This is a genomic window from Acetobacter garciniae, assembly GCF_017377735.1.
GTDB lineage: Bacteria > Pseudomonadota > Alphaproteobacteria > Acetobacterales > Acetobacteraceae > Acetobacter > Acetobacter garciniae.
This window is the reverse complement of sequence record NZ_JAFVMH010000006.1, coordinates 80783-104366: the sequence shown is the minus strand read 5'-3', so window position 1 is coordinate 104366 and position 23584 is coordinate 80783. Positions and strand designations below refer to the sequence as shown.

Genomic DNA, 23584 nt, shown 5'->3' with positions numbered 1-23584 from the left:
AGATCAATCCATGCCCGAAATAGTCCTGGCGCATCAGGTTGATTTCGGAACATGGCGGCAGGCCGCACGGGCGCATGCGGGTGCCGGCACGCCACCCGACGACCTGACCTGGCGCGTCGTCCGCTTTGATGAGGCATCTGACCCTGCTGCGCAGCGGGGTCAGGCAGCAGCGGTCGATACGGACGGGGCAGGGCGCGAGGCGACGCATTTCGCGGTGCCGCGCGTTCTGATGCAGTGCTTCGAACGGGCCATCCAGGCCCATGATCCCCAGCGTTTCGCCCTCGCCTACAGGCTGGTCTATCGCGTGGCGCAAGGCCAGCTCGACCTGCGGGACGATCAGGATGCGGATCTTCTGGCCCTGCACAGCCTCGTCGCTGGCGTAGATGCCGAAACCCGGGCGTTCAGAACGGAGTTTTCGGCCTTTACCGCCACACAGGCGCAAAGATGCTGGCTCTATCGGCCCCGCAATTACATCGTGGAGGCCAATGCGGCGTTCTGTGTGGCCCGCAACGCCCGGATATGGGAAATACGCACGCCCTATCGTCGGGCGCTGTGGAACGGAAAAAAGCTGTTCTTCGGCCCCGGAGACTCCGAGGTCGAGCGGATCGTGACCGCGCAGTGGCAGGTGTCGGGCCACGGCTTGTGGCATGGCTACCCGCATACGGTCATGCCGCCGAGCCTGGAGGACGTGCACGCGGCCGGCACGCTGGCGGAATTGGGTGACCTGGCCATGGATTGCCGGGCCTGTAGCCTGTGGCAGCCCGCGTCACGCACGGTTTTTGGTGTGACCCGGACCGATTTTGGCCCCGACCAGCCCGATGGCGCTGCTGTTTCCGATGCTGAGGGTGATATTGGCGATGGTCAGGGTCATCTGACCCGTCAGGACCAGTGTCGGGGAGATCGTGGCCCGGGGCTCGAGGGCGAGGTAGAGCAGCCTGTGCCCCCCGGCCGCCCCATACGGCAGGAAGGGCCGGTTTCAGGCCTGATGCTGGTGGGGGAACAGCCCGGGGATCAGGAGGATCTGGCAGGGCAGCCTTTTGTGGGGCCGGCGGGGCAGGTGCTGGATACTGCCCTGGCGGCGGCGGGTTTCACGCGCGAACAGGTATATATTACCAACGCGGTCAAGCATTTCCGGTTCATGTTCAGGAGCGGGCGCCGGTTGCACCAGAAACCGGGCGAGGATTCGATACAGGCCTGCCGCATCTGGCTGGAGGCCGAGCGCCGTGTGCTTAAGCCCACACTGATTGTCATGTTGGGCGCCACCGCAGCCAGCAGCCTGTTGCGTCGGTCCGTCACCATCTCGCGCGAGCGGTCGCGTATTCTGGCGCTGGAGGATGGCACGAACGGACTGGTGACGGTGCACCCGTCCTATCTGCTCAGGCTGCCTGATGAAGAAAGCCGGCAGCGCGAAAAGGCCCGTTTCATCAGCGACCTGAAGCTGGCACGCGAATTTCTGGCCCAGAAGGCGCGCGCGGAATAGGCACGAAAAGCCGCGGGCCCGAGCACTTGCATGCGGTGGAAGGAGCACCTGCAAGGCAGGGACAAGCCTTCCCGCCAGTCAGCGGCAGGCCAGGGTACACTGTGGGAATGGGATCGACCGGCGGCAGTCGTAGCAAAGGGAGATAAGCCGGAGGCATCCGGTGTGGAAAAAGCCGCAGTTCCGATCAGGGTTGAGCCAGCTTTTGAAACAGGCTCTTAGCTCTTGTGGCCCTTGTTCAGGCGCTGGTGAAGTTCCTTGCCAGTCTTGAAAAAGGGGACAAGCTTCTTGTCCACCTGTACCTGTTCGCCGGTCTTGGGGTTGCGGCCCAGACGCGGATCACGTTCCTTGACGGAAAAAGCACCAAAGCCCCGCAGTTCGACACGTTGCCCATTGGCAAGGCTTTGCGATATGCCGCCGAACACCGTGTTGACAAGAAGGGTCGCTTCGCGAAGTTGCAGATGTGGATTTTTCTGCATCAAGGCTGCAATCAGCTCAGATCTGGTCATGCCGGAGCTCTCATCCCATCAGGTAGCCAGATAGACTGTAACAGGCGATATGTAAGTCTCGCCTCTCGGGGGGTGACTTCAGGACAGAAAACCCGGCGGTGCGAACCAGAATGCACCGCCAGATCTCCCGGGTAATAGCGTTGCCGCCTAGCTGGCGGTTGCCGCTGTCTTCTTGCCGCGTTTGCCGCGACCACCCGTTTCGTCCTCGTTGCCTGCGGCGTGGATTTTACGGCCCAGGCCGATTTCACGCGCAAGGGTCGAACGCCGTTCGGCATAGTTGGGGGCGACCATGGGATAGTCGACCGGCAGGCCCCAGCGTTCACGATACTGCTCAGGCGTCATGCCGTAAGCGCTCTGCAGGTGGCGCTTGAGCATCTTGAGCTTTTTCCCGTCTTCCAGACAGATGATGTAGTCGGGGAAGACCGAACGCTTGACCGGCACGGCGGGCTGAAGCTTCTCGGGCTCGCTCTGGGGCTGGTCCGCCATCTTGAGGGCCTGATAGATATCTCTGATCATGGCCGGGATGGAGGCAGGGTCCGTCTGGTTGTTGGAAACATGTGCGGACACGATCTCGGACACAAGATCTAAGATAGGCGAATAGTTCTGGTTCTCACTCATGGCTGACCCAATAAAAATTTAAAGTGAATGAACGGAAGTATAGTCAATTCATTTTTCCTTGGGAATAGAGAATATAGGGATTTGGCACATTAAATTCAAATGTCGTGCAAAAGATGTGTTGGGGATCTGATATTACGAAAACCTGATAAACTAATTTTAATGTTTCCGGAATGCAGGCACTACAATATGGATCTGTAAAAACTGTGTGCAGGATAACGTCTTTTATGAAAATAAGAGAATGTTAAAGATGCATGACAGCGTTTAACCAGCGTCAGGGCAGTCAAGTTGGGGTTTATTGTGATTCAAAAAATATAAATTTTATAAAACAAGTGTTGATAAAAATTTTTATACGAGCCGAATGCGGCGGTTCAATAAAAAACGGGGCAATAACTCTGGTGAGTATTGCCCCGTGTCGGGTGCGTGCCGCGCCATAACGTCCTGCGCGGCCGCCCTGAAATATCTGGCCTGTCGGTTCAGCGAATACCCAGCTCGCTCATCAGGAAGTCCCGGAATACGGCAACGCGCTTGGAACTGCGCAGTTCTTCGGGGTAGACGAAATAGGCATCCACTGTGGGGGTGGGCACTTCGGGCAGGATCTGCACCAGATCGGGAAATTCCGTTGCGGCATATGTGGGAATGGAGCCAATGCCCAGCCCCGCGGCAATCGCATAGGCCATGGCGGCCATGCTGTTGACCTCAAGCCGTGCGACCTGGGGCGTGTGTCCGGCATGGGCCGCCTGGGCCAGCCAGTTCACATGGGCCACGGGTGGATGATGCTCGCCGAACAGCACGAGGTGGTGGGACTTGATGTCATCCAGGCTGTGCGGCGTGCCGTATTTTTCCAGATACATCGGGGCGGCGAAAATCGGCAGGTGGAAATCCGCCAGATGGCGCTGGATCAGGTCCGGCTGGCGGGGTGCGTGCATGCGCACGGCCACGTCGGCTTCGCGCATGCCCAGATCAAGATCGTTGTCTTCCAGGATCAGGCAGATATCGATCTCGGGGTTGGCTGCAATGAACTTGTGCAGCCGGGGCATCAGCCAGCAGCTACCGAACCCCGTTGTGGTCGTGACCCGCAGCCGACCGGCGGCCTTTTCCTTGCTTTCGGTCAGCAGGGTCTGGGTCATTTCCAGCTTGGAAAAAACCTCCCGCACGGTCTTGTGCAGGGTTTCTCCCTGTTCTGTCAGGATCAGGCCACGTGCATGACGGTGGAACAGAGGAACCTGAAGGACATCTTCCAGCGCGGAAATCTGCCGTGACACGGCAGACTGGCTCAGGTTCAGAACATCCCCCGCGTGGGTAAAGGAACCGGCTTCCGCCACTGCATGGAAAACCCGGAGTTTGTCCCAGTCCACGCACGCCTCCTGCTAATTATTGAATAAAAGATATGCAACACATCGAATTATGCGCCCCATGGGGTATTAGGTGCAGTAATTACACTTCCCGGTCAAGGGACTACATGCGTGCATGCAGGATCAATTCAGTGCGGACAAGAAACGTTCTGCGTCCAGGGCAGCCATGCAGCCGGTGCCGGCCGCCGTAACCGCCTGGCGATAGGTCTTGTCCTGCACGTCGCCCGCGGCAAAGACTCCGGGCACGGATGTCTGGGTGCCGCCGGGTGTGGTTTCAACATACCCCTCCGCATCGAGTGCGAGCTGGCCCTTGAAGATTTCCGTCGTGGGCGCATGGCCGATGGCGATGAAAACACCATCGGTGGGCAGGGTGCTCTCTCCCCCCCCGCGGGTGTCGCGCAGTTTGACCGCACTCACCACCGGTGGTGTGCCAGAGGCCAGGATATCCGCGATCTCGCTGTTCCAGCGCATGGTGATCTTGGGGTTGGCCAGCAGCCGGTCCTGCAGGATCTTTTCCGCCCGCAGGGTGTCGCGGCGGTGGACAAGGGTCACATGGGCCGCATGGTGGGTCAGGTAAAGCGCTTCTTCCACCGCCGTGTTGCCGCCGCCGACCACGACAACGTTCTTGCCGCGATAAAAAAAGCCGTCGCAGGTCGCGCAGGCCGAAACCCCGGCGCCCTGCAACTGCTGTTCGCTGGGCAGGCCCAGCCAGCGCGCCTGCGCACCGGTGGCGATCACGATGGAGCGGGCGCGGTAGGTCGTGCCCGAATCCCCGCGCAGGGTGAAGGGGGAGCCGGTTGAAAAATCGACCGAGGTGATAATATCGTATTCGATGCGTGTGCCGACGTTCAGCGCCTGTTCGGCCATCTGTTCCATAAGCCAAGGGCCCTGAACGGCCTTGGCAAAGCCGGGGTAGTTTTCGACATCGGTTGTAATGGTCAACTGCCCGCCCGGTTGCAGCCCCGCCACCAGAACGGGGGACAGGTTGGCCCGGGCGGCGTAAATGGCAGCGGTATAGCCTGCGGGGCCTGCGCCAATAACAAGCAGATCGGTCGTAATTGTTTGTGTCATGGCGTAAAATCCCTGCGCGTAATGCCGTGCCTCGTAGCACCACCCGTGTGTGGCTTGAAGTGGCACGGGCCCAGATATGGCCGGAGGTTTGGTGTTGGGCAAGAGCCCCAGAGTGTTGTATGCGGCATCGGGGCAGGCATGGCGTGGCGCGATGCGCGGGTCTCAGTTAGTCTCATCGTGGGCAGGATGGATCGGATAAGGTGACGGACCTGGACGCAGTTGATCTTCGTATTGTGGCCGAGCTGCAAAATGACGGGCGCATAACCAACGTGGAACTGGCCCGGCGCGTGGGTATTTCCGCCCCGCCCTGCCTGCGTCGCGTGCGCAGGCTGGAGGAAGAAGGCGTGATCCGGGGCTACCATGCCGAACCGGATTGCGTATCCCTTGGCTGGCCCATCACGTTTTTCGCGCTGATCGGGCTTGAAAGCCAGAAAGAGACAATTCTGTGTGCGTTCGAGCAGACTCTGGCCGAATGGCCCGAAGTCAGGGAATGCCACATGATTCGCGGCGGGGGCGATTTTCTTGTACGGCTGATCGCGCGCGATGCGGCCCATGAAAACCGGCTGACCCGGCAATTGACCGAGGCCGCCCATGTCATCAAGGTGCAGACCTTGCAGACCATCCGCACCAGCCTGGAACGCTGGGGCGTGCCGCTGGAAAACGACCGCGAGGGGAAAGACTGAGTGAACGTGACGACCGGCAGAGTGAATGATGAGCAGGGCGATGCCGCGACAGGCCGCGAGATCGCCCCGGATGGGGCAAGCCAGGCCGGTGTGGATATCAGTATTGTCGTCCCATGTTACAACGAAGCCGCGAATGTCCGCCCGCTGGTCGCGGCACTTCAGGCCGCACTGGCTGGCCGCAGGTGGGAAGTGGTCTTTGTCGACGATCATTCACCCGATGGCACGATCGATGTCGTGCGCGCCCTGGCGCGGGAGGATGCGCGCGTGCGCGGCATGTGTCGTATCGGGCGGCGGGGCCTGTCATCGGCCGTGATCGAGGGCGTGCTGTCCTCCTCCGCCCCGGTCGTGGCCGTCATGGATGGCGATCTCCAGCATGATGAAAGCCGTCTGCCCGCATTGCTCGATGCGGTGCTGAGCGGGGAATGCGACCTGGCCGTGGGGAGCCGGCATGTCGAGGGCGGCAGCAATGAAGGGCTGGCCAATGCCTGGCGGCATGCGCTTTCCGATGGGGGCATATGGCTGGCCCAGCGTGTCCTGCCCGTGAAACTGACCGACCCGATGAGCGGTTTTTTCGCCGTCAGGCAGGAGGTCTTCGAACGGATCGCCCCCAACCTGTCGGGCACGGGCTTCAAAATCCTGCTCGACCTGGTGCTGTCGTCGGACGCCCCCCTGCGCGTGCGCGAAGTGGCCTGCGGCTTCCGCCCCCGCCTGGCTGGTGAAAGCAAGCTCGACGTGCTGGTCATGCTGCAGTTCGGCGCATTGTTGGCGGACAAGTTTTCCCGCGGGTTCCTGCCGTTGCGGTTCGTGGCGTTCGGGTTGGTGGGGCTGGTGGGCGTGCTGGCCAATCTGGTGGTCATGCAACTGGCAAGCCTGTTCGGCGCGTCCTTTGGGGTGGCCCAGGGCCTGGGCACGGTCGTGGCCATGGTGCTGAACTTTATTCTCGACAACAATTTCACCTATCGTGACAGGCGGCTCAAGGGTGTGCGGTGCGTGCAGGGGCTGGCATTGTTCATGCTGGTCTGCTCGGTGGGGGCTATCGCCAATGTGGGGATCGCCCGCATGCTGTACGACCAGAACCACGCCGTGAATGAAGCGAGCATTGCCGGTGCGGTGCTGGCGGCGGTGTGGAATTACGCCATGTCCTCCACCATTGTCTGGCGACCGTGAAAAGACTGCGCGCCAGTAGCGGGGGCTATGGCCTCTGGCTGGTTGTGCTGGTCGGTGTCACACTCGGGCGGCTGATTCTGGCGGGTTTCGTGCCCCTTGCCCCGGATGAGGCCTATTACCGCATATGGGCTCTGGCCCCTGCGGCCGGGTATCTCGATCATCCGCCCATGGTGGCATTATGGATGCGCCTGGGCCTGTGGCTGGGGGGCGATACACCGGTTGGCCTGCGGCTGATGGGGCCGGTCAGTGCTGCCATCGGTTCCTGCCTTCTGGTCAAGGCGGGGGCGTACTGGCAACGCGCGGAAGGGGCGGGTGCTGCGCGGAACGCGGGCCTGCGCGCGGCGATCATGCTGAACGCGACACTCGCCCTGGGGCTGGGCACGCTGATCATGACGCCCGATACCCCCCTTGTCTTTTTCATGACCGTTCTGGTGTGGAGCCTGAGCAGGCTATGCGCGGATGAGGCCGGCTGGTGGTGGCTTGTGGCGGGCGCTGCCCTGGGGCTGGGGTTCGACAGCAAGTATACGGCCCTGCTGCCCGCTGCGGGCGTGGCCGTGTGGCTGTGCGTGAACCGACAGGGGCGACGCTGGCTGCGCACGCCCTGGCCCTGGTGTGCGGCCCTGGTGGGTACGGTCTGTGTCTCTCCCGTCATGTGGTGGAACGCCACGCATCACTGGGCCAGTTTTCTCAAGCAGGGGGGGCGGACAGCGGACTGGCAGCCCGGCAGGATGCTGACTTTCCTGGGCGAATTGCTTGGCGGGCAGGTGGGTCTGGCCTCACCCCTGCTGTTCGGTTTCTTTGCGGGGGGTGCAATCGTGTTGTGGCGCCGGCGCGACGGGTTTTCCGCCCTGCTGTTCTGGATGATTCTTTGCCCGGCCGTTGTTTTTATCCAGCATGCCCTGGGTGCGCGCGTGCAGGCGAACTGGCCGGTCGTGGTTTATCCCGTCCTGGCACTGGCGGCATCGCCCCTTGTGTCCCGCTGGTGGAAGTCGGCGATCGCCGTGGGTGTGGGCATGACGGCCCTGATCGTGATCCAGGCCGTGGCGACTCCCCTGCGTCTCGCCCCGCATTGGGATGTTACCTTGCGCCAGCTTGGCGGCTGGCGCGACTTCGGGCAGGTGGTGGCCCGCGCAGCCCCACCCGGCCTGCCGCTGATGGCCGATGAATACGGTCTGGCCGGTGAACTGGCCTTTTACGCGCCCGCCCGCAGCGTAGTGGCGGTGGAACCCCGCTGGAGCCTGTTCGCCCTGCCGCGTCCCCCCTGCGGACAGGAAGGCTATCTGATCCGCAGCCATAAGCGGCAGGGCGCGCCAGATCCGGGTGTTTTCGAGGTCATGTCCGACCTGTCCGTCTCCCTTGCGCGCGCGCGCCATGGGGTGGTGGCCGAAACCTACGGCATGGTTCATGTCCGCCTGCGCTGCGACGGCGGCCCGCTTGTGCCCGATGCTGCCCGCCTGCCCGCAAAATAGCGGCAATCGGGGCCGGGCGTTCATCGGGTGTGGCAGGTGACGTTTGCGTGTTGCCGCCAAAGCGGGCAGGATACGGCCCATTCTAAGTCTTGGCAGAACGGGAAGCGCAATTTCATGGTCTCGCAGCGGCTTGTAGCGGTTCAGATGGACCCGCTTGAGCATATCAATATCGATGGGGATTCGACTTTCGCCCTCATGCTCGAAGCCCAGGCCCGCGGACATGCCCTGTTCGTATACGAGGTCGGCAGCCTGGCCCTGGGGGAAGGGGCGCATGAACCGGGCGAGCCCTCGCGCACGCGGGTCAGTGCGACAATGCGCCCGGTCACCGTGCGCCGCGAACACGGGCGGCACGCCAGCTATGGCGAGGCCGAGCGCCGCTCGCTGGGGGATATGGATGTGGTGCTGATGCGCCAGGACCCGCCCTTCGACATGGCCTATATCACCGCCACCCACATGCTTGATCACGTACATGGCACGGGGCCGGGCAAGGCGCTGGTGGTGAATGACCCGCGCTGGGTGCGCGACTGCCCCGAAAAACTGCTGGTCACGCATTTTCCCGATCTCATGCCCCCGACTCTGGTCACATGGGATGTGGCGGAAATTCGCGCCTTCCGGGCGAAATGGGGCGATATCATCGTCAAGCCGCTATTCGGCAATGGCGGCAGCGGCGTTTTCCGTATCCGCCAGGACGACCAGAACCTGAACGCGCTGCTGGAAATGCACTTTGCCCGCTCGCGCGAGCCGCTGATGATCCAGCGTTACGAACCGGCCGTAACGGCGGGGGACAAGCGCGTCATCCTGGTGGATGGTGAACCGGTGGGCGCGATCAACCGCGTGCCCTCGGGCGACGATCATCGCTCCAACATGCATGTCGGCGGCGTGGCGCGCCAGATCGGGCTGAGCGATCGCGACCGCGAGATATGTGCCGCCATCGGCCCGTTCCTGCGTGAACACGGGCTGATTTTCGTGGGGATCGACGTGATCGGTCAGTACCTGACCGAAATCAACGTGACATCGCCCACCGGGTTGCAGGAACTGCAACGCTTCGATGGCGTGAACGGTGCCGGGCTGATATGGGACTGTATCGAACGCAAGCTCGGTAACTGATTCCGATGCCTGTGCAGCGCGGGGGCAGGGCGTGTCCTGTCCACGCCGGGGCAGGCTGGGCAAAGCCGCGGCATGGCGCTGCGGGGTCATGCGAATGCGCGGGTCGCAACCTTTGGCAGGCCTGCATGCTTTGGCACAAAGGCGCTTTCGTGGCGGCACAAGCCGCAAGCGGGACCGCATAGAGGGAAGGAAGACGTGTGGTGCCTCTTGAAGAAATGCCGCCAAGCGGGCAGAGAGAAACAATGAGCGATATTCTCCACGATTACCCCTCGGGCCGGGGGGAAGCGCCCGTTCCGCCTCCGTCACGTTCGGCGCTGGATACGGAAGCCGTCAAGCTGGCGTATCGCCGCTGGGCCAACGTGTATGACGTGGCTTTTGGCGGTGTCTCGCGTTTTGGCCGCCTGCGCGCGGTCGAGGCCGTCAACGGCCTGCCGGGGTCGGACGTGCTTGAAGTCGGCGTGGGCACGGGACTTGCCCTGCCGCATTACAATGCCTCCAAGGTCATTACCGGGATCGACCTGTCGAGCGACATGCTGGCCAAGGCCCGCGAACGCGTGCAGCGCCAGGGCCTGCGCACGGTCAAGGACCTGCTGGAAATGGACGCGGAAGACACGCAGTTCGCGGATAATTCCTTCGATATCGCGGTTGCCATGTTCGTCGCATCCGTGGTGCCCCACCCCAGGAAGCTGCTGCGCGAACTCAAGCGCGTGGTGCGCCCGGGCGGGTATATCCTGTTTGTAAACCATTTTCTGGCATCGGGCGGCGTGCGCAGCATGGTCGAGCACGGCATGGCCCGGGCGTCCCGCTCGCTGGGCTGGCACCCCGATTTTGCCATGGAATCCCTGCTGCCGCCTGCTGACCTGGCGCGCGCCTATATCCAGCCTGTGCCGCCTTTGGGGCTTTTCACGCTGGTCACGCTTGAAAACCTGCCCGAAGAACCCGCCCAGCCGCAGGGGGTGGGCGTTTCCGCCAAGGCCCCGAGCCCGTCCGGCGTTCTTGTGGGCTGAATGCGTGCGCTCCCGCCAAGGCAGGGGCGTTTGTCACGCGTGGCTGAACGGCTCGTTCTTGTCGTTGAAAACGGGTAGACTGCCCCGATCAAACCTTGGTGGGTCGGCATGCCGATAGCCCCGCCGGGGCAGTTGCCCGCACAGAAAATGGAAGTTGGAGCATGATCTCCGCTCAGACGCAGAGCCCACAGGATCGTTCACATACCCACCGCCATGTGGTGACGACTGACAGGGTCGATACCACAATGGGTGCGGCCTATGTACTGCTGGCGGCCCTGGCGGGTCTGTGCGGTGGCGGTCTTTCCGTAGCGAACGGGCTGGGGCTGCTGCCTGCGGGTTCCCTGGGTGCCCGGATCGAACAGGCCCATCCGGCCCTTATGCTGCTTTATGTGGCGATCCCGGCCCTTGTCGGCGGTTTTGGCACGCTCTGGCTGCCTCGTGCGCTGGCGCGCAGCCGCATGCTCGCACGCGGGTTCAACGGTGCGGGGCTGGGGCTTGTCGTCTGCGCGGCGCTGTTGACCGTGGTGAATGCGGGGCAGGGTGCCAGTGCGCATGCTACCGGTGCCGGTGTTGCGATTCTGCTGTGGTGTGCTGGCACGCTGTCCACCTGCATGGCGCTTCTGGCCACGGTTTTCGACAGCCGTGCCGACAGTATTGCCCGCAGGGCTTTCTCGCCTTTCGTGTGGGGGGAAATGCTGGCCGCCGCGGTGCTGCTGCTGAGCGTGCCGGTCCTGGCAGGCCAGGTGGTGCGCGGATGGATCTGGCCTTCCCTGACCCAGCCCGTGATGGCGGAAAGTTTCGCAGGACCGGTCAGCCTTGTCATTCTGCTGGCGGGCTTTGGCATCGTATTTGAAATGAGTGCCCGTTTCGCCCGTTTTTCCGAACGTCCGGTGGCCATCATCATGGCCGCCACGGCCGCGACGGGCGTTGTGGCCTGGGTCAAGACCGAATTCGTCCAGGGGGCCGAGCGCACAAGTGCCGTATGGGTCGGCGGTGTCGTCCTGGCCCTGTGTTCCCTGTCCGCCGTCTGCCTGGCGGGTCTGTGGCTTGCAGGCACGTGGAAATCCCGCGTGGCACTGCGTACTCCCCTGCTGTGGGGGCTGGGCTTTCTGGCTGTCGTGTCGGTGGGTTGGGTCGCACAGGTCGTTGATGGCACGGGGCTGCATTCGGCCCTGCAACTTGGCGCACTTTATGCGGTCTGCGGCGGGTTCTACCTGTGGCGGGGGGAGGAATGCGGCTTCTGGTACCCTCAGGCGCTGGCGCTACTGCATTTCGGCCTGACAGCCGCCGCGACGGCGCTGGTGTTCATGCCCGGCCAGCAGGTGCTCAGCGGCGCGCTGTTCGGCCTGTCTGCCCTGTGCTTCGTGCTGACCGCCGGGGCCAGTTTCGGGCGCAATGTGCCCGCCGCCAGTGTGGTGCCCGCGCCTGCGCCCCGTGGCGCGAATGCTGAGGAGCCTGCCCGATGAGCGAGAGCATGGCAGCCCCCGCCACCACCCGGCGGCCGCGTTTCAACAGCGCGCAGGTGGGCACTACGGCGCGCGACTGGCTGGCACTTCTCAAACCCCGCGTGATTTCGCTGGTGGTGTTTACCGGCGCTGCGGGCATGGCCATGGCGCCGGGGCATATCAACCCGTTTGTGGCAGTGGTCAGTATCTTCTGCATTTGTCTGGCGTCAGGTGCTGCCGGTGCCATCAACATGTGGTACGACCGCGATATCGACGCCATCATGCAGCGTACCATCACCAGGCCGATCCCCGCAGGGCGTATCCCGGCGGATGAGGCCCTGGCTTACGGCATCGGCCTTTCCACCCTGTCCGTCTGCCTGATGTGGATTGCGACCAACGCGCTGGCGGCCGGTATCCTGGCGTTCTCGATTTTCTTTTATTCCGTCATCTATACGATGTGGCTCAAGCGCTCGACCCCGCAGAACATCGTGATCGGTGGCGCGGCGGGTGCTTTCCCGCCCATGATCGGCTGGGCCGCGGCAACCGGCCATATGGCGGTCATGCCCGTGGTCATGTTCGGGATCGTCTTTTTCTGGACACCACCGCATTTCTGGTCGCTCTCGCTTTATGCCTGCAAGGATTACGGTCGCGCGGGTATTCCCATGCTGCCCGTGGTGCGGGGTGAGCGCCACACACGCTGGCAGATTTTCATCTACACGCTGGTGTTGCTGGCAGTTTCGCTGATCCCCTCCTTCATGCATCTCAGCGGCTGGCTTTATACGGCCACGGCCCTTGTTCTGGGGCTGGGTTTCGTGGCCTGTGCGGTGCGTGTGCTGCTCGAACCCCAGGACGATCGGGGCACAAGCCAGAAGGGCGACAAGGCGGCGCGGATTTCCTTCCGCTTTTCGCTGGCCTATCTGTTCTTTCTGTTCTGCGGTCTTCTGGCCGATCACATGTTGCGGTTATGGATGAACTGAGTATGACCCAGGTGCTTGATATGGCTTTGTCCGAACAGCTTGAACGGCAACGGCGCCAACGCCAGCGCGTGCGCGGCATGCTGGTGTTCATGGGCCTGCTGGCGACCATCATGTTCGGCCTGACCCTGCTTCAGGGCTGACAGACGCCAGAGCGCGTCCCGCTCCCCGCCTCAAAAATGAGGCCGATTACGGGCGGTATTCCTGTCAGGCGTGCAAGCTCAGGCGTTTACATGTTTGAGCGACGTTTTGGGGCTTGAGCATCCTACAAGCCAGGCAGCTAATATCCCGCTCTGATAAACGCAAAAAAAAGACCCCGGCACATGCGGCCGGGGTCTTTTTTACATTCTACTTCGCGGGATAAAAGTTCGCTCTGCCGTCGTTGCGCTTCAGGAGGGGAGCCGCGCTCTGGCGGCTTTTGGTGCACCGCCAGCAGCCCCTTACCCTGCTCTGGGGCAGGGGGCGTAATCGGCTCCTGCCCCGAACTATCCCCTTGGCGGCGCGGCTGCGCCGGGCGTTCAGCGTGCCTGCTGAATGGCCGAGAGCAGCCAGCGTCCGCCGCGTGAGGGACGGGTGAAGGTCCAAAGCTCGGTAATGGTCACCGGCTCGGTCGAACTGCCGTCGATCACCTGCCCCATGGCGTTGGTGGTCAGGTCGATCAGGCTGTAGCGCATGGCGACTGTCGCGTAATCCATGCCGTTTTCTGCCCAGGCTTCGGCCAGGTCGCCTTGCAGGAAGCGCACGTCCGAGACGACATTGCGTGCCCCCTGGCTGGCAAGGGCTGCAAGCTGTTCGTTGAAATACGAGACCATTTCGGGCGTTGCCAGACGCTGCATGGCCGAAATGTTCTGCTGGTTCCACGCGTTCTGGATATCCAGCAGGGTCTGCTGGAACAACTGGTAATCCGCCGTGGTGATCTGGATCGGGTTACCTGTGGGCCGGGGCGTGGTCGGGGCGGCGCCCATGGGCCCACCCGCCGTGCCGGGGTTAAAGCCGGCCCTTGCGGGCCCGGCACCCGAAAACCGTCGGACCAGCCACATGACAAGCATGACCACAAGCCCGACCTGGATCAGCAGTCCTACCAGGCTGAACAGCCCATGCACGCCGCCCATGAAGCCATGCCCGCTCAACAGGCCGAACAGCCCCGCCCCAAGGAACCCACCAGCAAAGCCGGTCAGGAACGGATGGCGGTTCTGGTAAGGCATCATGGGGCGGGCAAAGGGGGCGGCCATCTGCGGGGAGCCACCAAAGCCCGGGCCGGTAGGTGCGGTACGCGGGGTTATGGAACGGTCCATCGGTGCCGTGCTGTAGGGCGAGGTCCGCGTAGCGGGCGGTGCGCTCCATGTCCGGCTGCCACGGCTGCCCATCGAACTGCCCTGTCCCGCGCGGGCATCGGCCTGCACGGCCAAGGGGCCGGTGGCAAGGCTGGCGCCCAGCAGGAGCGTAAGAACGGATGCGAGAAAACGTGCTTTCACAGGTGAATTGGTCCCCAGGTCAAAAGGTCAGGCCCCGGCGGTGCTCAGGGCCTCCACCCTTAATGTGGGGGCGTCCGTGCCAAAACGGAATATCAGATCATCGGCTAATGTCATGGAGGCGAAAATTTCCAGCAGGTTGCCCGCCAGCGTGAACTCCGCCACCGGTTCGGCAATCTGGCCGTCGCGGATCATGAAGCCGGATGCCCCACGGCTGTAATCGCCAGTCAGGCCGTTGATGGAAGAGCCCATCATTTCGGTAATGTACAGCCCTTCGCCAATATCGGCCATCAGTTCCTGGGGGCTCAGCCTGCCCGGTTCGAAGAACAGGTTGGTGGCCGCAGGGCCCGGTGGGCCGGATGTGCCACGGGCCGCCCTTGCGTTGCTTTCCAGCTTGAGCTGGCGGGCACTGCGGCTGTCCAGAATCCAGTGTTGCAGAACGCCCTCGCGCACCAGGGGCAGGGGGGCCATGGCCAGGCCTTCCCCATCGAACGGGCGCGAGCGCAGGCCCTTGCGGCGGGTCGGGTCGTCGGTAATGCCGATGGCGGGAGCAAAAATAGCCTGGCCCATCTTGTCCTTGAGGAAAGACGTGCCGCGCGCGATGGCGGTCCCCGTTATCGCACCCACGAAATGTCCCAGAAAGCTGCCGGCCACACGCGGGTGAAACACCACGGGATAGCGGCCCGTGCGCGGGCGCCTGGGGTTCAGGCGCGCAACAGCCTTTTCACCCGCGCTGCGGCCGAGCGTGCTGGCGTCCTGCAGGTCGGCCAGCCAGACGGTGCCGTGATAGTCATAGTCGCGCTGCATGGTGTCACCCGCACCCGCCAGCATGCAGACCGAATTGGAATGGCTCGTGCGTTCGTAACTGCCCGCGAACCCGCCAGAGGTGGCAAAGGCCACGCGCGTACGCCCGAAGGAGGCACTGCTGCCCGCGCTGTTGGTCACGCCTTTTACGGCCAGTGCTGCTTCTTCCCCCTGCCGGGCCCGGTCCAGCAGGGTCGCGGTATCGGGCTCGGCCGGGTCGGAGAGCTGCAGGTCGTTCGTGGTATGGGTGCCGGTCATGGCCTGCGGGGCCAGCCCGGCATACTGGTCATCGGGCAGCACGCGGGCCATGGCCATGGCCTGGTCCACCAACTGATCGAGGCGGGCTGCATCGATCGTGGTGGTGGAAACGATGGCGTTCTTCTTGCCCGAAAAAACCCGCAGGCCCAGATCCGTGGTTTCGGAGCGTTCAAGCTCCTCCGTCACGCCGTTGCGCACCCCCGCCCCGACGGAGGTGCTGGCGATGAACACCGCCTCCGCATTGTCGGCGCCGGCTTTTTTGGCACGGCCGATCAGGTCCGCGAGAAGGTCGAGCGTCGGCGCTGTCATGCTGCCAGATTCTCCGCGATGTTCTGGAGGGAGGGAATGTTGCCGATGGGGCCAAGGGCCGCCAGCGTCGGCGTTCCCGCGAAAATGCGGCCCGCCGCACCCCTGATCTCGTCCGTGGTCACGGCTTCGATCCGGCTGACGGTCTCGCTGGTGGGGATGATCCGCCCGAAGATCTGAAGCTGGCGGGCAATCTGTTCGCAGCGGCTGCCCGTGCTTTCCAGCGACATCAGCAGCGACGCCTTGAGCTGCGCGCGGGCGCGGGCCAGTTCGTCCTCACCCACGGCAAGCTGCACCTTGCGCAGTTCCTCCAGCGTGACCGGCACCAGTTCCGCGCATTCCTTCTCGCCCGTTCCGGCGTAAATGCCGAACATGCCGCTATCGAGGAACGGCACGGCAAAGGAATAGACGGAATAGACCAGCCCGCGCTTTTCACGGATTTCCTGGAACAGGCGCGAAGACATGCCCCCGCCCAGCAGGGTGGAAAGCAGCATGGTGGCGTAGTAATCCGCATCGCCATAGCCGGCGGCGGGAAAGCCCAGCACCACATGGGCCTGGTCCAGATCCTTGACCTGGCGGAATTCGCCCCCGCCATAACGTGCGGCCTGCATGACAGGACGCGGGGATGTCGGCAGGTCGGCGAAATGCCTGGCCACCTGTTCGACCACCGCGTCATGTTCGAGGTTGCCGGCCGCGGCCACGATCATGTTGTCGGGCGTGTAATGGGTGCCCATGTAGCGCATGAGCGTTTCGCGGCTCATGCCCCGGATCAGGTCTTCCGTGCCCAGGGTGGGGCGGCCCATCGGCTGGCTGGGGAAGGCCGTTTCCTGGAAATGGTCGAACACGATATCGTCCGGCGTGTCATTCGCCTGACCGATTTCCTGCAGGATCACGCCGCGTTCGCGTTCCAGTTCTGCTGTATCGAAGGCGGAATGGGTCAGGATATCGCCGATGATATCGATGCCCAGCCCCAGGTTTTCCTTCAGAAGCTTGACATAGAAAACCGTCTGTTCCCGTGCGGTATAGGCATTGATATGCCCGCCCACATTCTCGATTTCCTCGGCAATGCGCAGGGCGGACCGCTTGTCCGTGCCCTTGAACGCCATATGTTCGAGAAAATGGGAAACGCCGTTTTCTTCCGCCGTTTCATTGCGCGTGCCGGCAGAAACATAGGCCCCGAAGGAGACGGTCTCCATACGGTCCATGCGTTCGGTCACGACGGTCAGGCCCGAAGGCAGGCGGGTCAGCTTGATGGGATCGGTCATTCTTGTCCTGAAAAAGGAAAGGCTGCCCGGCAAGGCAGCCTGATAGGGAAGATGGGGAGGCTCAGCCCGCGTTACAATCGGCAACGGCCGCGCGTACCGCATCCTTGATGGCCTGGGGGGTCGCGGGCACGGTGCGGTAGCGTTCGCGCCGTTCATACAGATCGGCCATGTGAACGGGCAGGGCGGGGTGAATACCCGTGGCCGCCACCATGGCGTCGGGGAACTTGGCGGGGTGGGCCGTGGCCTCCGCGATCATGGGGGTGCCGGGCTTGCGGAACTTGCGGCCTGCCGCAATGCCGATCACGCTGTGCGGGTCGGCCAGGTAGCCCGATTTCTGGTGCAGGGCGCGAATTTCGGCCTCGGTCTGCGTGTCGTCCAGCGCGAGGCCCGAGAACAGGCTTCGCGCGCGCTCCCATGTTTCTTCCGGCACATCCATATGCCCCGTGGCGCGAAAGCCGGTCATGATCCACGTGCAGGCAGCGGCATCCCGGCCCAGCAGTTCGAACAGCAGGCGTTCGAAATTGGAAGAAACCTGAATATCCATGGAGGGGGAAAGACTGGGCACGACCCCCTTGATGGTCATGTCATTGGCGTTGAGGAAGCGGGTGAGAATATCGTTGCGGTTGGAGCCCACGCAAAGCTGCCGGATGGGCAGGCCCATGCGGCGCGCGGCCCAGGCGGCAAGAATATTGCCGAAATTGCCGGTGGGTACGGCAAAGGACACCTCGCGCTCGGGCGCGCCAAAGGTCAGGGCTGCATGCACGTAATAGGGAATCTGTGCTGCAATCCGCGCCCAGTTGATGGAATTGACGGCCGAAAGGTTCATCTCCCGCCGGAAAGGCAGGTCCGCGAACAGGGTCTTGACCAGGTCCTGGCAGTCGTCGAACGTGCCTTCCACCGCAAGATTGGTGATGTTGGGGTCCAGCACCGTGGTCATCTGACGGCGCTGCACTTCGGACGTGCGGCCCTTGGGGTGCAGGATGATGACCGACAGCCGCTTGCGGCCCCGGCATGCTTCGATCGCGGCCGACCCCGTATCGCCCGAGGTCGCCCCGACGATGGTTACATGGTCGTTGCGCTGGGTCAGCACATGCTCGAACAACTGGCCCAGCACCTGCATGGCCATGTCCTTGAACGCCAGGGTGGGGCCGTGGAACAGTTCCTGGACGAACAGCCCGTCTTCCACCTGGGTCACGGGCACGATGGCGGGGTGGTCGAACCCGGCATAGGCCTGCTCGCACAGGCTCTTCAGCGTCTCGAAATCGATATCGGGTGCCGTGAACGGCGCCATGACACGGGCCGCGAGTTCCGGGTAGGGCAGGCCACGCAGGGACCGCCAGTCATCGAGCGAGAATTCCGGCCAGGCCTGCGGCAGGTACAGGCCGCCATCCTCGGCAAGACCGCTCAGCAGCACATCGGAAAAGGAAAGGGCGGGAGCGTTCCCGCGGGTGGAAATGTAGCGCATGAAAGACACTATACCCTGAATGGCCAGCGGCGCGAAGTAGGCTTGTATCAGGCAGCCAGCCACCCTTCGGCAGGGCAGGCGGGTTGCCCGATGGTGGTGTAACGTGCCGCTTATTGCGGCGGTGGCGTGGTGGGCAGGGTCATTTCATATACCGTGACGGGCCATGTCACGGACTGGGCCCCCCCAAAAGCGGTCGTATGGTCGATCTGGCTGGCGGAGACGAACAGGTGGCCATGCTCGTCAAGCCCCGGCGTGGTGGGCCATGTCAGCCTGGGGTCGGTTATCAGCCGACGCGGAATGCGCCCGGTCGTGTAGCTTAGGATACTGCCGGTCGTGACATCGGCCCAGTACAGCGTGCCATCGGAATCAATGGCCATGCCGCCCAATGTGGGGGTCTTGAACCATTGGGTCACCCCTTCCTCGAAGGCGGCGGGGGTCACATCGGGGTCGAAGAACAGGGATGTGGCAATACGTGAGAGATAGCCCGATGGCGGTTGCACCACGATCCATGACCCGTCGGGGCTGACCGCGATCATGCTGGCGTCAAGGGCGGCCAGCCGGCCCGAAGCGTCGTGCAGCGGGCCGGCCGGGGTCACGATCGGGCGCGTGGCCACAAGGGCCGGATGATGGTCGAGGAAACGGCGGCTCATCCCCGCGGCCAGATCGACCACGATCACAGCCCCTACGCCGGAATCCGCCACATAGGCCGTTTTGTCATGCACCGCCACGCCGGACAGGATGCTGCCCGGACGCAGGGCGCTGGCCTCGATAGGGATGCTGCGCAGCACCTTGTTCTGCGCGGGGTCGATTTCCAGCAGCTTGGGTGGGGCCACAGGCGGCTTGGCGTGGTCAGGCACGCCATTGTCGAGCACCCAGACAGACCCGCTGGCCGCACGCACCAGGCCACCGGCCGACACGATCCGTGTCGCGGCGTCACCTTGCGTGGCGTTCCACGCAGCATCGGGCCAGGGGGCCAGGGTGCCATCGGGCGCGCGGGCGTAAAGCTGCGGGCCGGTATTGCCCACCCAGGCCGGGGCCTCGAAAAGCATGCGCCCGTCGGGCAGGGGCAGGATGGCGTCCCAGACCTGTTTGTCGGACTGCATGAACGGGGTTAACGCTGACGGGCCCAGTTCGGCCACCTTGGGCATATGCAGCGCCCAGGCGGTGGTGCTGGCCAGCGGCCCGGCCAGCGGGTTGGCCAGCAGGCCGACCATGGCGGCACAGAAGGCCGCGCGCCTGATTGGCGTGGGGCGCAGGAGGCGGGGCAGGTAGTGCAAAACAGTCATGCGTCGGTCCATGATGCGGCGGTCTGGAAAAGCCGGAAGGGGCGGGCGTGTGGGTGGGGCCATTCTCCGCGCCCGGCTGCCCGCGCGCAAATGTGTTGTGCAGATGGCTTGTCTGCACGGGTGCGGAGGCACGTAGCCCGCCCACGCTTGCGGCTTACGCGTCAGGCGCGCGGTCGAGGTAACGGTGGCGGATATGGGCCAGATAGGCGTCCGCCCCAAGGGGTTTGCCCGTTGCATCGCGCAGGATCTGCGGCATGGTCGCACTGCTGGCGCGGCCATGCACGTTCTGGCGCAGCCAGCCCAGCAGCGGCGCAAAATCCCCCCTGCCGACGGCAGGCAGGATATCGGGGTTCTGTTCGCAGGCCGCCACGCGGAACTGTGCCGCCGCCATGGCCCCCAGCGCGTAGCAGGGGAAATACCCGAACAGGCCTTCCGGCCAATGAATGTCCTGCAAACAGCCGCGCCTGTCATCGGGCACGCGCAGGCCCAGCAGGGCGTGAATGCCGTCATTGAACGCGCCGGGCAGGTCGGCCAGGGCCAGATCACCCGCGATCAGGGCTTTTTCCAGCTCGTAACGGACCAGGATATGGGCGGGGTAGGTCACCTCGTCCGCATCCACGCGGATAAAGCCCGGCTGCACATGGGTCAGCAGCCTGTGCAGGTTTTCGGCCCCCCACCCTGTGGCGGTGTCGGGCAGGTCGAAGGCGGTACGGGCATGCGGGGCAAGCCAGCGCGCGAACGCGCCCGAGCGGCAGAACTGCATTTCCATCAGCAGGGACTGGCTTTCATGCAGGGTCATGCCGCCAGCCTGCCCCACGGGCTGCGATACCCAGGCACTTGGCAGGCCCATGTCGTACAGCGCATGGCCGGTTTCATGCAGCACGCCCATCATGGCGGGAATGAAATCGGCTTCGTCATAACGGGTGGTCAGGCGCACGTCATAGGTGGCCCCGCCGCAGAACGGATGGGTGCTGACATCCAGTCGGCCGCGCGTCATGTCGAAACCGAGCTGGCGCATCAGCACGCGGCCAAGCGCTTCCTGCCGTGCGACGGAGAACGGACCTTGCAGCGGCGTGGCGGCGGGCAGGGCGGCCTGGCGTTCCAGCACGGAGCCGATCAGTTCGGGCAGTTCGGCGCGCAGGCGGGTAAAGACGGGGTCTATATCGCTCTGGCGGGTGCCGGGGTCGAACCCGTCCAGCAGGGCGTCGTAAGGGCTCAGGCCCAGCGCATCCCCCGTGGCTGCGGCGACAGCGCGGGTCAGGCGCAGCACTTCGGACAGATAGGGGAGAAGTGTGGGAAAATCGCTGTTCTCACGCGCGCTGCGCCAAGCGATCTCGCAGCGTGATGCGGCGTGGGAAAACGCCTCAACCAGGTCCTGGGGCAGGGCGGTGGCGCGCTTGTGCAGGCGGCGCATTTCGGCCAGATTCGCACTGCGCCACAGGGCAGTTTCCTCAGGGGCAGCGTCCCCGCTGGCGTCCACGCCCGCTTCGGCCAGCAGTTCCGCCATGACAGGGGCGGTCAGGATTTCGTGGCGCAGCCCTTCGAGCATGGCCATGTTTTCGGCCCGTCGTTCAGCCGCCCCCGAGGGCATCATGACTTCCTTGTCCCAACTGAGAATGCCGATCGCATCGTTCAGGGAGGACAGGCGCGCAAAGTGGCGTTCGAGAGAAAGATAAGCTGTATTCATGCCCGGCATGGTACAGCATCCGCGTGGCGGGCGGAATGCACCCTGTGGTAAAAACCGGCGGGCAAGGGGAAATCATGCACCATACTGACGAACGGCCTGCCACCCCAAGGGGCGGACCCCACGCGGGTGAGGAACTGGCCGGGCAGGCGCTGGCCCTGCTGGGCACGGGGCAGGCCGAGCAGGCAGCAGCCCTGCTGCGCGTGCATTTGCGCCACCACCCGGACGATGCCCACGCCCTGCACGCCATGGCCTGCATTGCGCGGGCGGGCGGGAACGCGCCAGCCGCCATAGCCCTTGCCGGACGGGCGATCGCCCTGCGGGCGGAGGCGCATTTTCACATCACGCTGGGGCTGGCACTTCATGAAGCCGGGCAGGGACAGGCCGCGCGCGCAGCGCTGAACGTGGCCGTGCTGGCAACGCCCACGGACCCCCGCGCGCATGACGCCATGGCCGTGGTGCTCGAAACCCTGGGCCGTGGGGCGGATGCCGAACGCGCCTTGCGCCAGGCCCTGGCCCTGCGCCCGCTGGAGGCCGAACGCCACATGGCCCTGGCAGCGTTTCTGGCGCGTCAGGGCCGGGGAGGGCAGGCGCTGGAATTTTCGGACAAGGCCCTTCGGCTGGAGGGGGACAATATCGCCGCCCATAACCTGCATGGCATGCTGCTGGATGGCTGCGGGCGCGGGGCGGAAGCGGAACCGCATTTCAGGCGTGTGGCGCAGGCCATGCCCGACAATGCCGCAGCCCTCGCCAACCATGGTGCAGCCTTGTTCGCAACCGGCGCGCAGGAACAGGCCCAGGTTGCGCTGGAAGCCTCGCTCCGCTTCGCACCCGCTGTCGCGCAGACAAGTACCAATCTGGGGCTGGTGCTTATGGCGCAAGGCGCGCTGCACGCCGCGCGCACGCATCTGGCGCAGGCTTGTCGCCTGGGGCCGGGGGATGCCCGGCTGATGCTCAATTACGCCGGCGTTCTGGCTGATCTGGGCGAAAGCGAGGCCGCGACCGACCTGCTGCAACAGGCCGAGGCCCGTGCCACGAACCCGCAGGACCGCGCGCGGGCACGCATGAACCGTGGCGTTATCGCCCTGGCCCAAGGGCATTTTGCAGAAGGCTGGGCTTTGTTCGAGGCCCGGCAGGCCCTGCTGCCACCCCCACCCGCCATCGCGGCCCTGCCGCAATGGGACGGCAAGCCCGGCGCAGGCGCGGACAGGTCTGATATGGGGGCGCCCGGCACGCCGCCTTCAAATGGGCCGCAGGCGGGGGTGTTCGGGGCGGATATGTCCGCCTCTGGCGCGCACCGGTCTGGCATAACGGGGGCCGATGCCTCGCCGCGCCCTCTGCCCTCGCACGGGGCGGTTCTGCTTCACGGCGAACAGGGCCTGGGCGACTGCATACAGTTCCTGCGCTATGTCGAAGTCGCCGCGCGCCATGTTCCTGTGTTGCTGGCCGTGCCTGCGGCCCTGCACGGGCTGGTGGGGCAGACGCGGCTGGGGCGGAACCCGCGGGTGCGGTTGCTGGCCGTGGGTGAGGACGGAACACGGCAGGCCGCGGCCCGCTGTTCCCTGCTCAGCCTGCCGCATTGCCTGGGGGTGTCCGACCCCTTTGCCTGGCAGGCCGATCTGGCGGGGCTTGCCACGCCACGCCCGGACGGTGCCGAACGCGGGAGGTCGTTCCGGCTGGGGCTGTGCTGGGCCGGGAGCGCGCGATTCCAGTTCGATCGGCGGCGCTCGCTCAACCCTGCGCTGCTGGCCCCGTTGGCGGCTATCGAAGGCGTGCGGGTCCAGGCCCTTCAGCCCGAAGCGGGCCATGCGCGCGCGCCCTTCGCGGTGGACGCCCTGCCCGAGGGCGACGTGCTGGCCACGGCGCGGCTTATGGCCGGTCTCGATCTGGTGGTCAGCGTGGATACCATGATCATTCATCTGGCCGGGCTGCTGGGCGTGCCTGCCCTCCTGCTCGATCGTTTTGGCGGCGACTGGCGCTGGGCTGACCCTTCCGCGACAAAAGACGGGGGCGTACCCCCGCGCAGCCTGTGGTACCCCTGCGTGCGTATTCTGCGCCAACCGGCACCGGGTGTGGGGGACGGGCCATGGCGGCCGGTCGTGGCCCGTGCCGAAAGCCTTGTGCGCCACATGGTGCGGGAAAATGGGTAAAGGCGGTTGTTCCGA

The 23584-nt window shown here is 64.3% G+C and carries 20 protein-coding genes; 10 read left to right on the top strand and 10 right to left on the bottom strand.

Translation table 11 applies throughout. The features are described 5' to 3' along the window. Nucleotides 1–10: 10 nt before the first annotated feature. Complete coding sequence (locus tag J2D77_RS12135) at nucleotides 11–1480, top strand: UdgX family uracil-DNA binding protein (protein ID WP_230975759.1); 1470 nt, start codon at nucleotides 11–13, stop codon at nucleotides 1478–1480. Between the two features lie 215 nt (nucleotides 1481–1695). Here the strand turns inward: J2D77_RS12135 and J2D77_RS12130 are convergent, their stop codons facing one another. From J2D77_RS12130 to trxB, 4 genes are all read right to left on the bottom strand, one after another. Beyond that, the gene (locus J2D77_RS12130; RefSeq protein ID WP_207846542.1) at nucleotides 1696–1986 is read right to left on the bottom strand and encodes an integration host factor subunit beta; all 291 of its coding nucleotides are present in this window, start codon (nucleotides 1984–1986) and stop codon (nucleotides 1696–1698) included. 147 nt (nucleotides 1987–2133) lie between these two features. Beyond that, entirely contained in the window at nucleotides 2134–2604 is a 471-nt protein-coding gene (locus J2D77_RS12125; protein ID WP_207846541.1) for a MucR family transcriptional regulator, read from the bottom strand. A gap of 473 nt (nucleotides 2605–3077) precedes the next feature. Then, nucleotides 3078–3959 carry a LysR family transcriptional regulator gene (locus tag J2D77_RS12120; RefSeq protein WP_207846540.1) on the bottom strand — a complete coding sequence of 294 codons (882 nt, stop codon included), beginning with the start codon at nucleotides 3957–3959 and terminating at the stop codon, nucleotides 3078–3080. Nucleotides 3960–4079: 120 nt separating this feature from the next. Next, nucleotides 4080–5027 carry a thioredoxin-disulfide reductase gene (gene trxB, locus J2D77_RS12115; protein ID WP_207846539.1) on the bottom strand — a complete coding sequence of 316 codons (948 nt, stop codon included), beginning with the start codon at nucleotides 5025–5027 and terminating at the stop codon, nucleotides 4080–4082. Between the two features lie 200 nt (nucleotides 5028–5227). On the opposite strand from trxB, the gene J2D77_RS12110 reads away from it, so the two are divergent. From J2D77_RS12110 to J2D77_RS12075, 8 genes are all read left to right on the top strand, one after another. Then, on the top strand, nucleotides 5228–5710 hold the full coding sequence (locus tag J2D77_RS12110) for an Lrp/AsnC family transcriptional regulator (protein ID WP_207846538.1): 483 nt from the start codon (nucleotides 5228–5230) through the stop codon (nucleotides 5708–5710). Between the two features lie 60 nt (nucleotides 5711–5770). After that, the gene (locus J2D77_RS12105; RefSeq protein WP_207846691.1) at nucleotides 5771–6877 is read left to right on the top strand and encodes a glycosyltransferase; all 1107 of its coding nucleotides are present in this window, start codon (nucleotides 5771–5773) and stop codon (nucleotides 6875–6877) included. Then, on the top strand, nucleotides 6874–8346 hold the full coding sequence (locus J2D77_RS12100) for an ArnT family glycosyltransferase (protein WP_331000109.1): 1473 nt from the start codon (nucleotides 6874–6876) through the stop codon (nucleotides 8344–8346). Before J2D77_RS12105 ends, J2D77_RS12100 begins: the two co-directional genes overlap by 4 nt. Before the next feature lie 114 nt (nucleotides 8347–8460). Next, entirely contained in the window at nucleotides 8461–9453 is a 993-nt protein-coding gene (gene gshB, locus J2D77_RS12095) for a glutathione synthase (RefSeq protein WP_207846537.1), read from the top strand. Between the two features lie 242 nt (nucleotides 9454–9695). Continuing rightward, a complete protein-coding gene (locus J2D77_RS12090) occupies nucleotides 9696–10460 on the top strand; it encodes a class I SAM-dependent methyltransferase (RefSeq protein WP_207846536.1) in 765 nt (254 codons plus the stop codon). A gap of 161 nt (nucleotides 10461–10621) precedes the next feature. Further along, nucleotides 10622–11926, top strand: a complete 1305-nt coding sequence (locus J2D77_RS12085) for a cbb3-type cytochrome c oxidase subunit I (RefSeq protein WP_230975758.1) — start codon at nucleotides 10622–10624, stop codon at nucleotides 11924–11926. An 8-nt stretch (nucleotides 11927–11934) separates the two neighbouring features. Then, a complete protein-coding gene (locus J2D77_RS12080) occupies nucleotides 11935–12882 on the top strand; it encodes a heme o synthase (RefSeq protein WP_407927102.1) in 948 nt (315 codons plus the stop codon). A 2-nt stretch (nucleotides 12883–12884) separates the two neighbouring features. After that, nucleotides 12885–13022 (top strand): hypothetical protein, encoded by a 138-nt coding sequence (locus J2D77_RS12075; protein WP_207846534.1) that lies wholly within the window; start codon nucleotides 12885–12887, stop codon nucleotides 13020–13022. A 375-nt stretch (nucleotides 13023–13397) separates the two neighbouring features. On the opposite strand, the gene J2D77_RS12070 is transcribed toward J2D77_RS12075, so the two are convergent. The 6 genes from J2D77_RS12070 to J2D77_RS12045 form a co-directional block, all read right to left on the bottom strand. After that, nucleotides 13398–14354, bottom strand: a complete 957-nt coding sequence (locus J2D77_RS12070) for a Tim44 domain-containing protein (RefSeq protein ID WP_207846533.1) — start codon at nucleotides 14352–14354, stop codon at nucleotides 13398–13400. Between the two features lie 27 nt (nucleotides 14355–14381). After that, nucleotides 14382–15722: a TldD/PmbA family protein gene (locus tag J2D77_RS12065; protein ID WP_207846532.1), complete on the bottom strand. Its 1341-nt coding sequence runs from the start codon at nucleotides 15720–15722 to the stop codon at nucleotides 14382–14384. After that, on the bottom strand, nucleotides 15719–16984 hold the full coding sequence (locus J2D77_RS12060) for a M16 family metallopeptidase (RefSeq protein ID WP_207846531.1): 1266 nt from the start codon (nucleotides 16982–16984) through the stop codon (nucleotides 15719–15721). The genes J2D77_RS12065 and J2D77_RS12060 overlap by 4 nt, the downstream gene beginning before the upstream one ends. Before the next feature lie 61 nt (nucleotides 16985–17045). Further along, nucleotides 17046–18449 (bottom strand): threonine synthase, encoded by a 1404-nt coding sequence (thrC, locus tag J2D77_RS12055; RefSeq protein ID WP_207846530.1) that lies wholly within the window; start codon nucleotides 18447–18449, stop codon nucleotides 17046–17048. Between the two features lie 110 nt (nucleotides 18450–18559). Beyond that, on the bottom strand, nucleotides 18560–19735 hold the full coding sequence (locus J2D77_RS12050) for an L-dopachrome tautomerase-related protein (RefSeq protein ID WP_407927101.1): 1176 nt from the start codon (nucleotides 19733–19735) through the stop codon (nucleotides 18560–18562). Nucleotides 19736–19889: 154 nt separating this feature from the next. Beyond that, on the bottom strand, nucleotides 19890–21422 hold the full coding sequence (locus tag J2D77_RS12045; protein ID WP_207846687.1) for a carboxypeptidase M32: 1533 nt from the start codon (nucleotides 21420–21422) through the stop codon (nucleotides 19890–19892). Nucleotides 21423–21496: 74 nt separating this feature from the next. Between J2D77_RS12045 and J2D77_RS12040 the strand changes: the two genes are divergently transcribed. Continuing rightward, nucleotides 21497–23569 (top strand): tetratricopeptide repeat protein, encoded by a 2073-nt coding sequence (locus tag J2D77_RS12040; protein ID WP_207846529.1) that lies wholly within the window; start codon nucleotides 21497–21499, stop codon nucleotides 23567–23569. Nucleotides 23570–23584 lie beyond the last annotated feature (15 nt).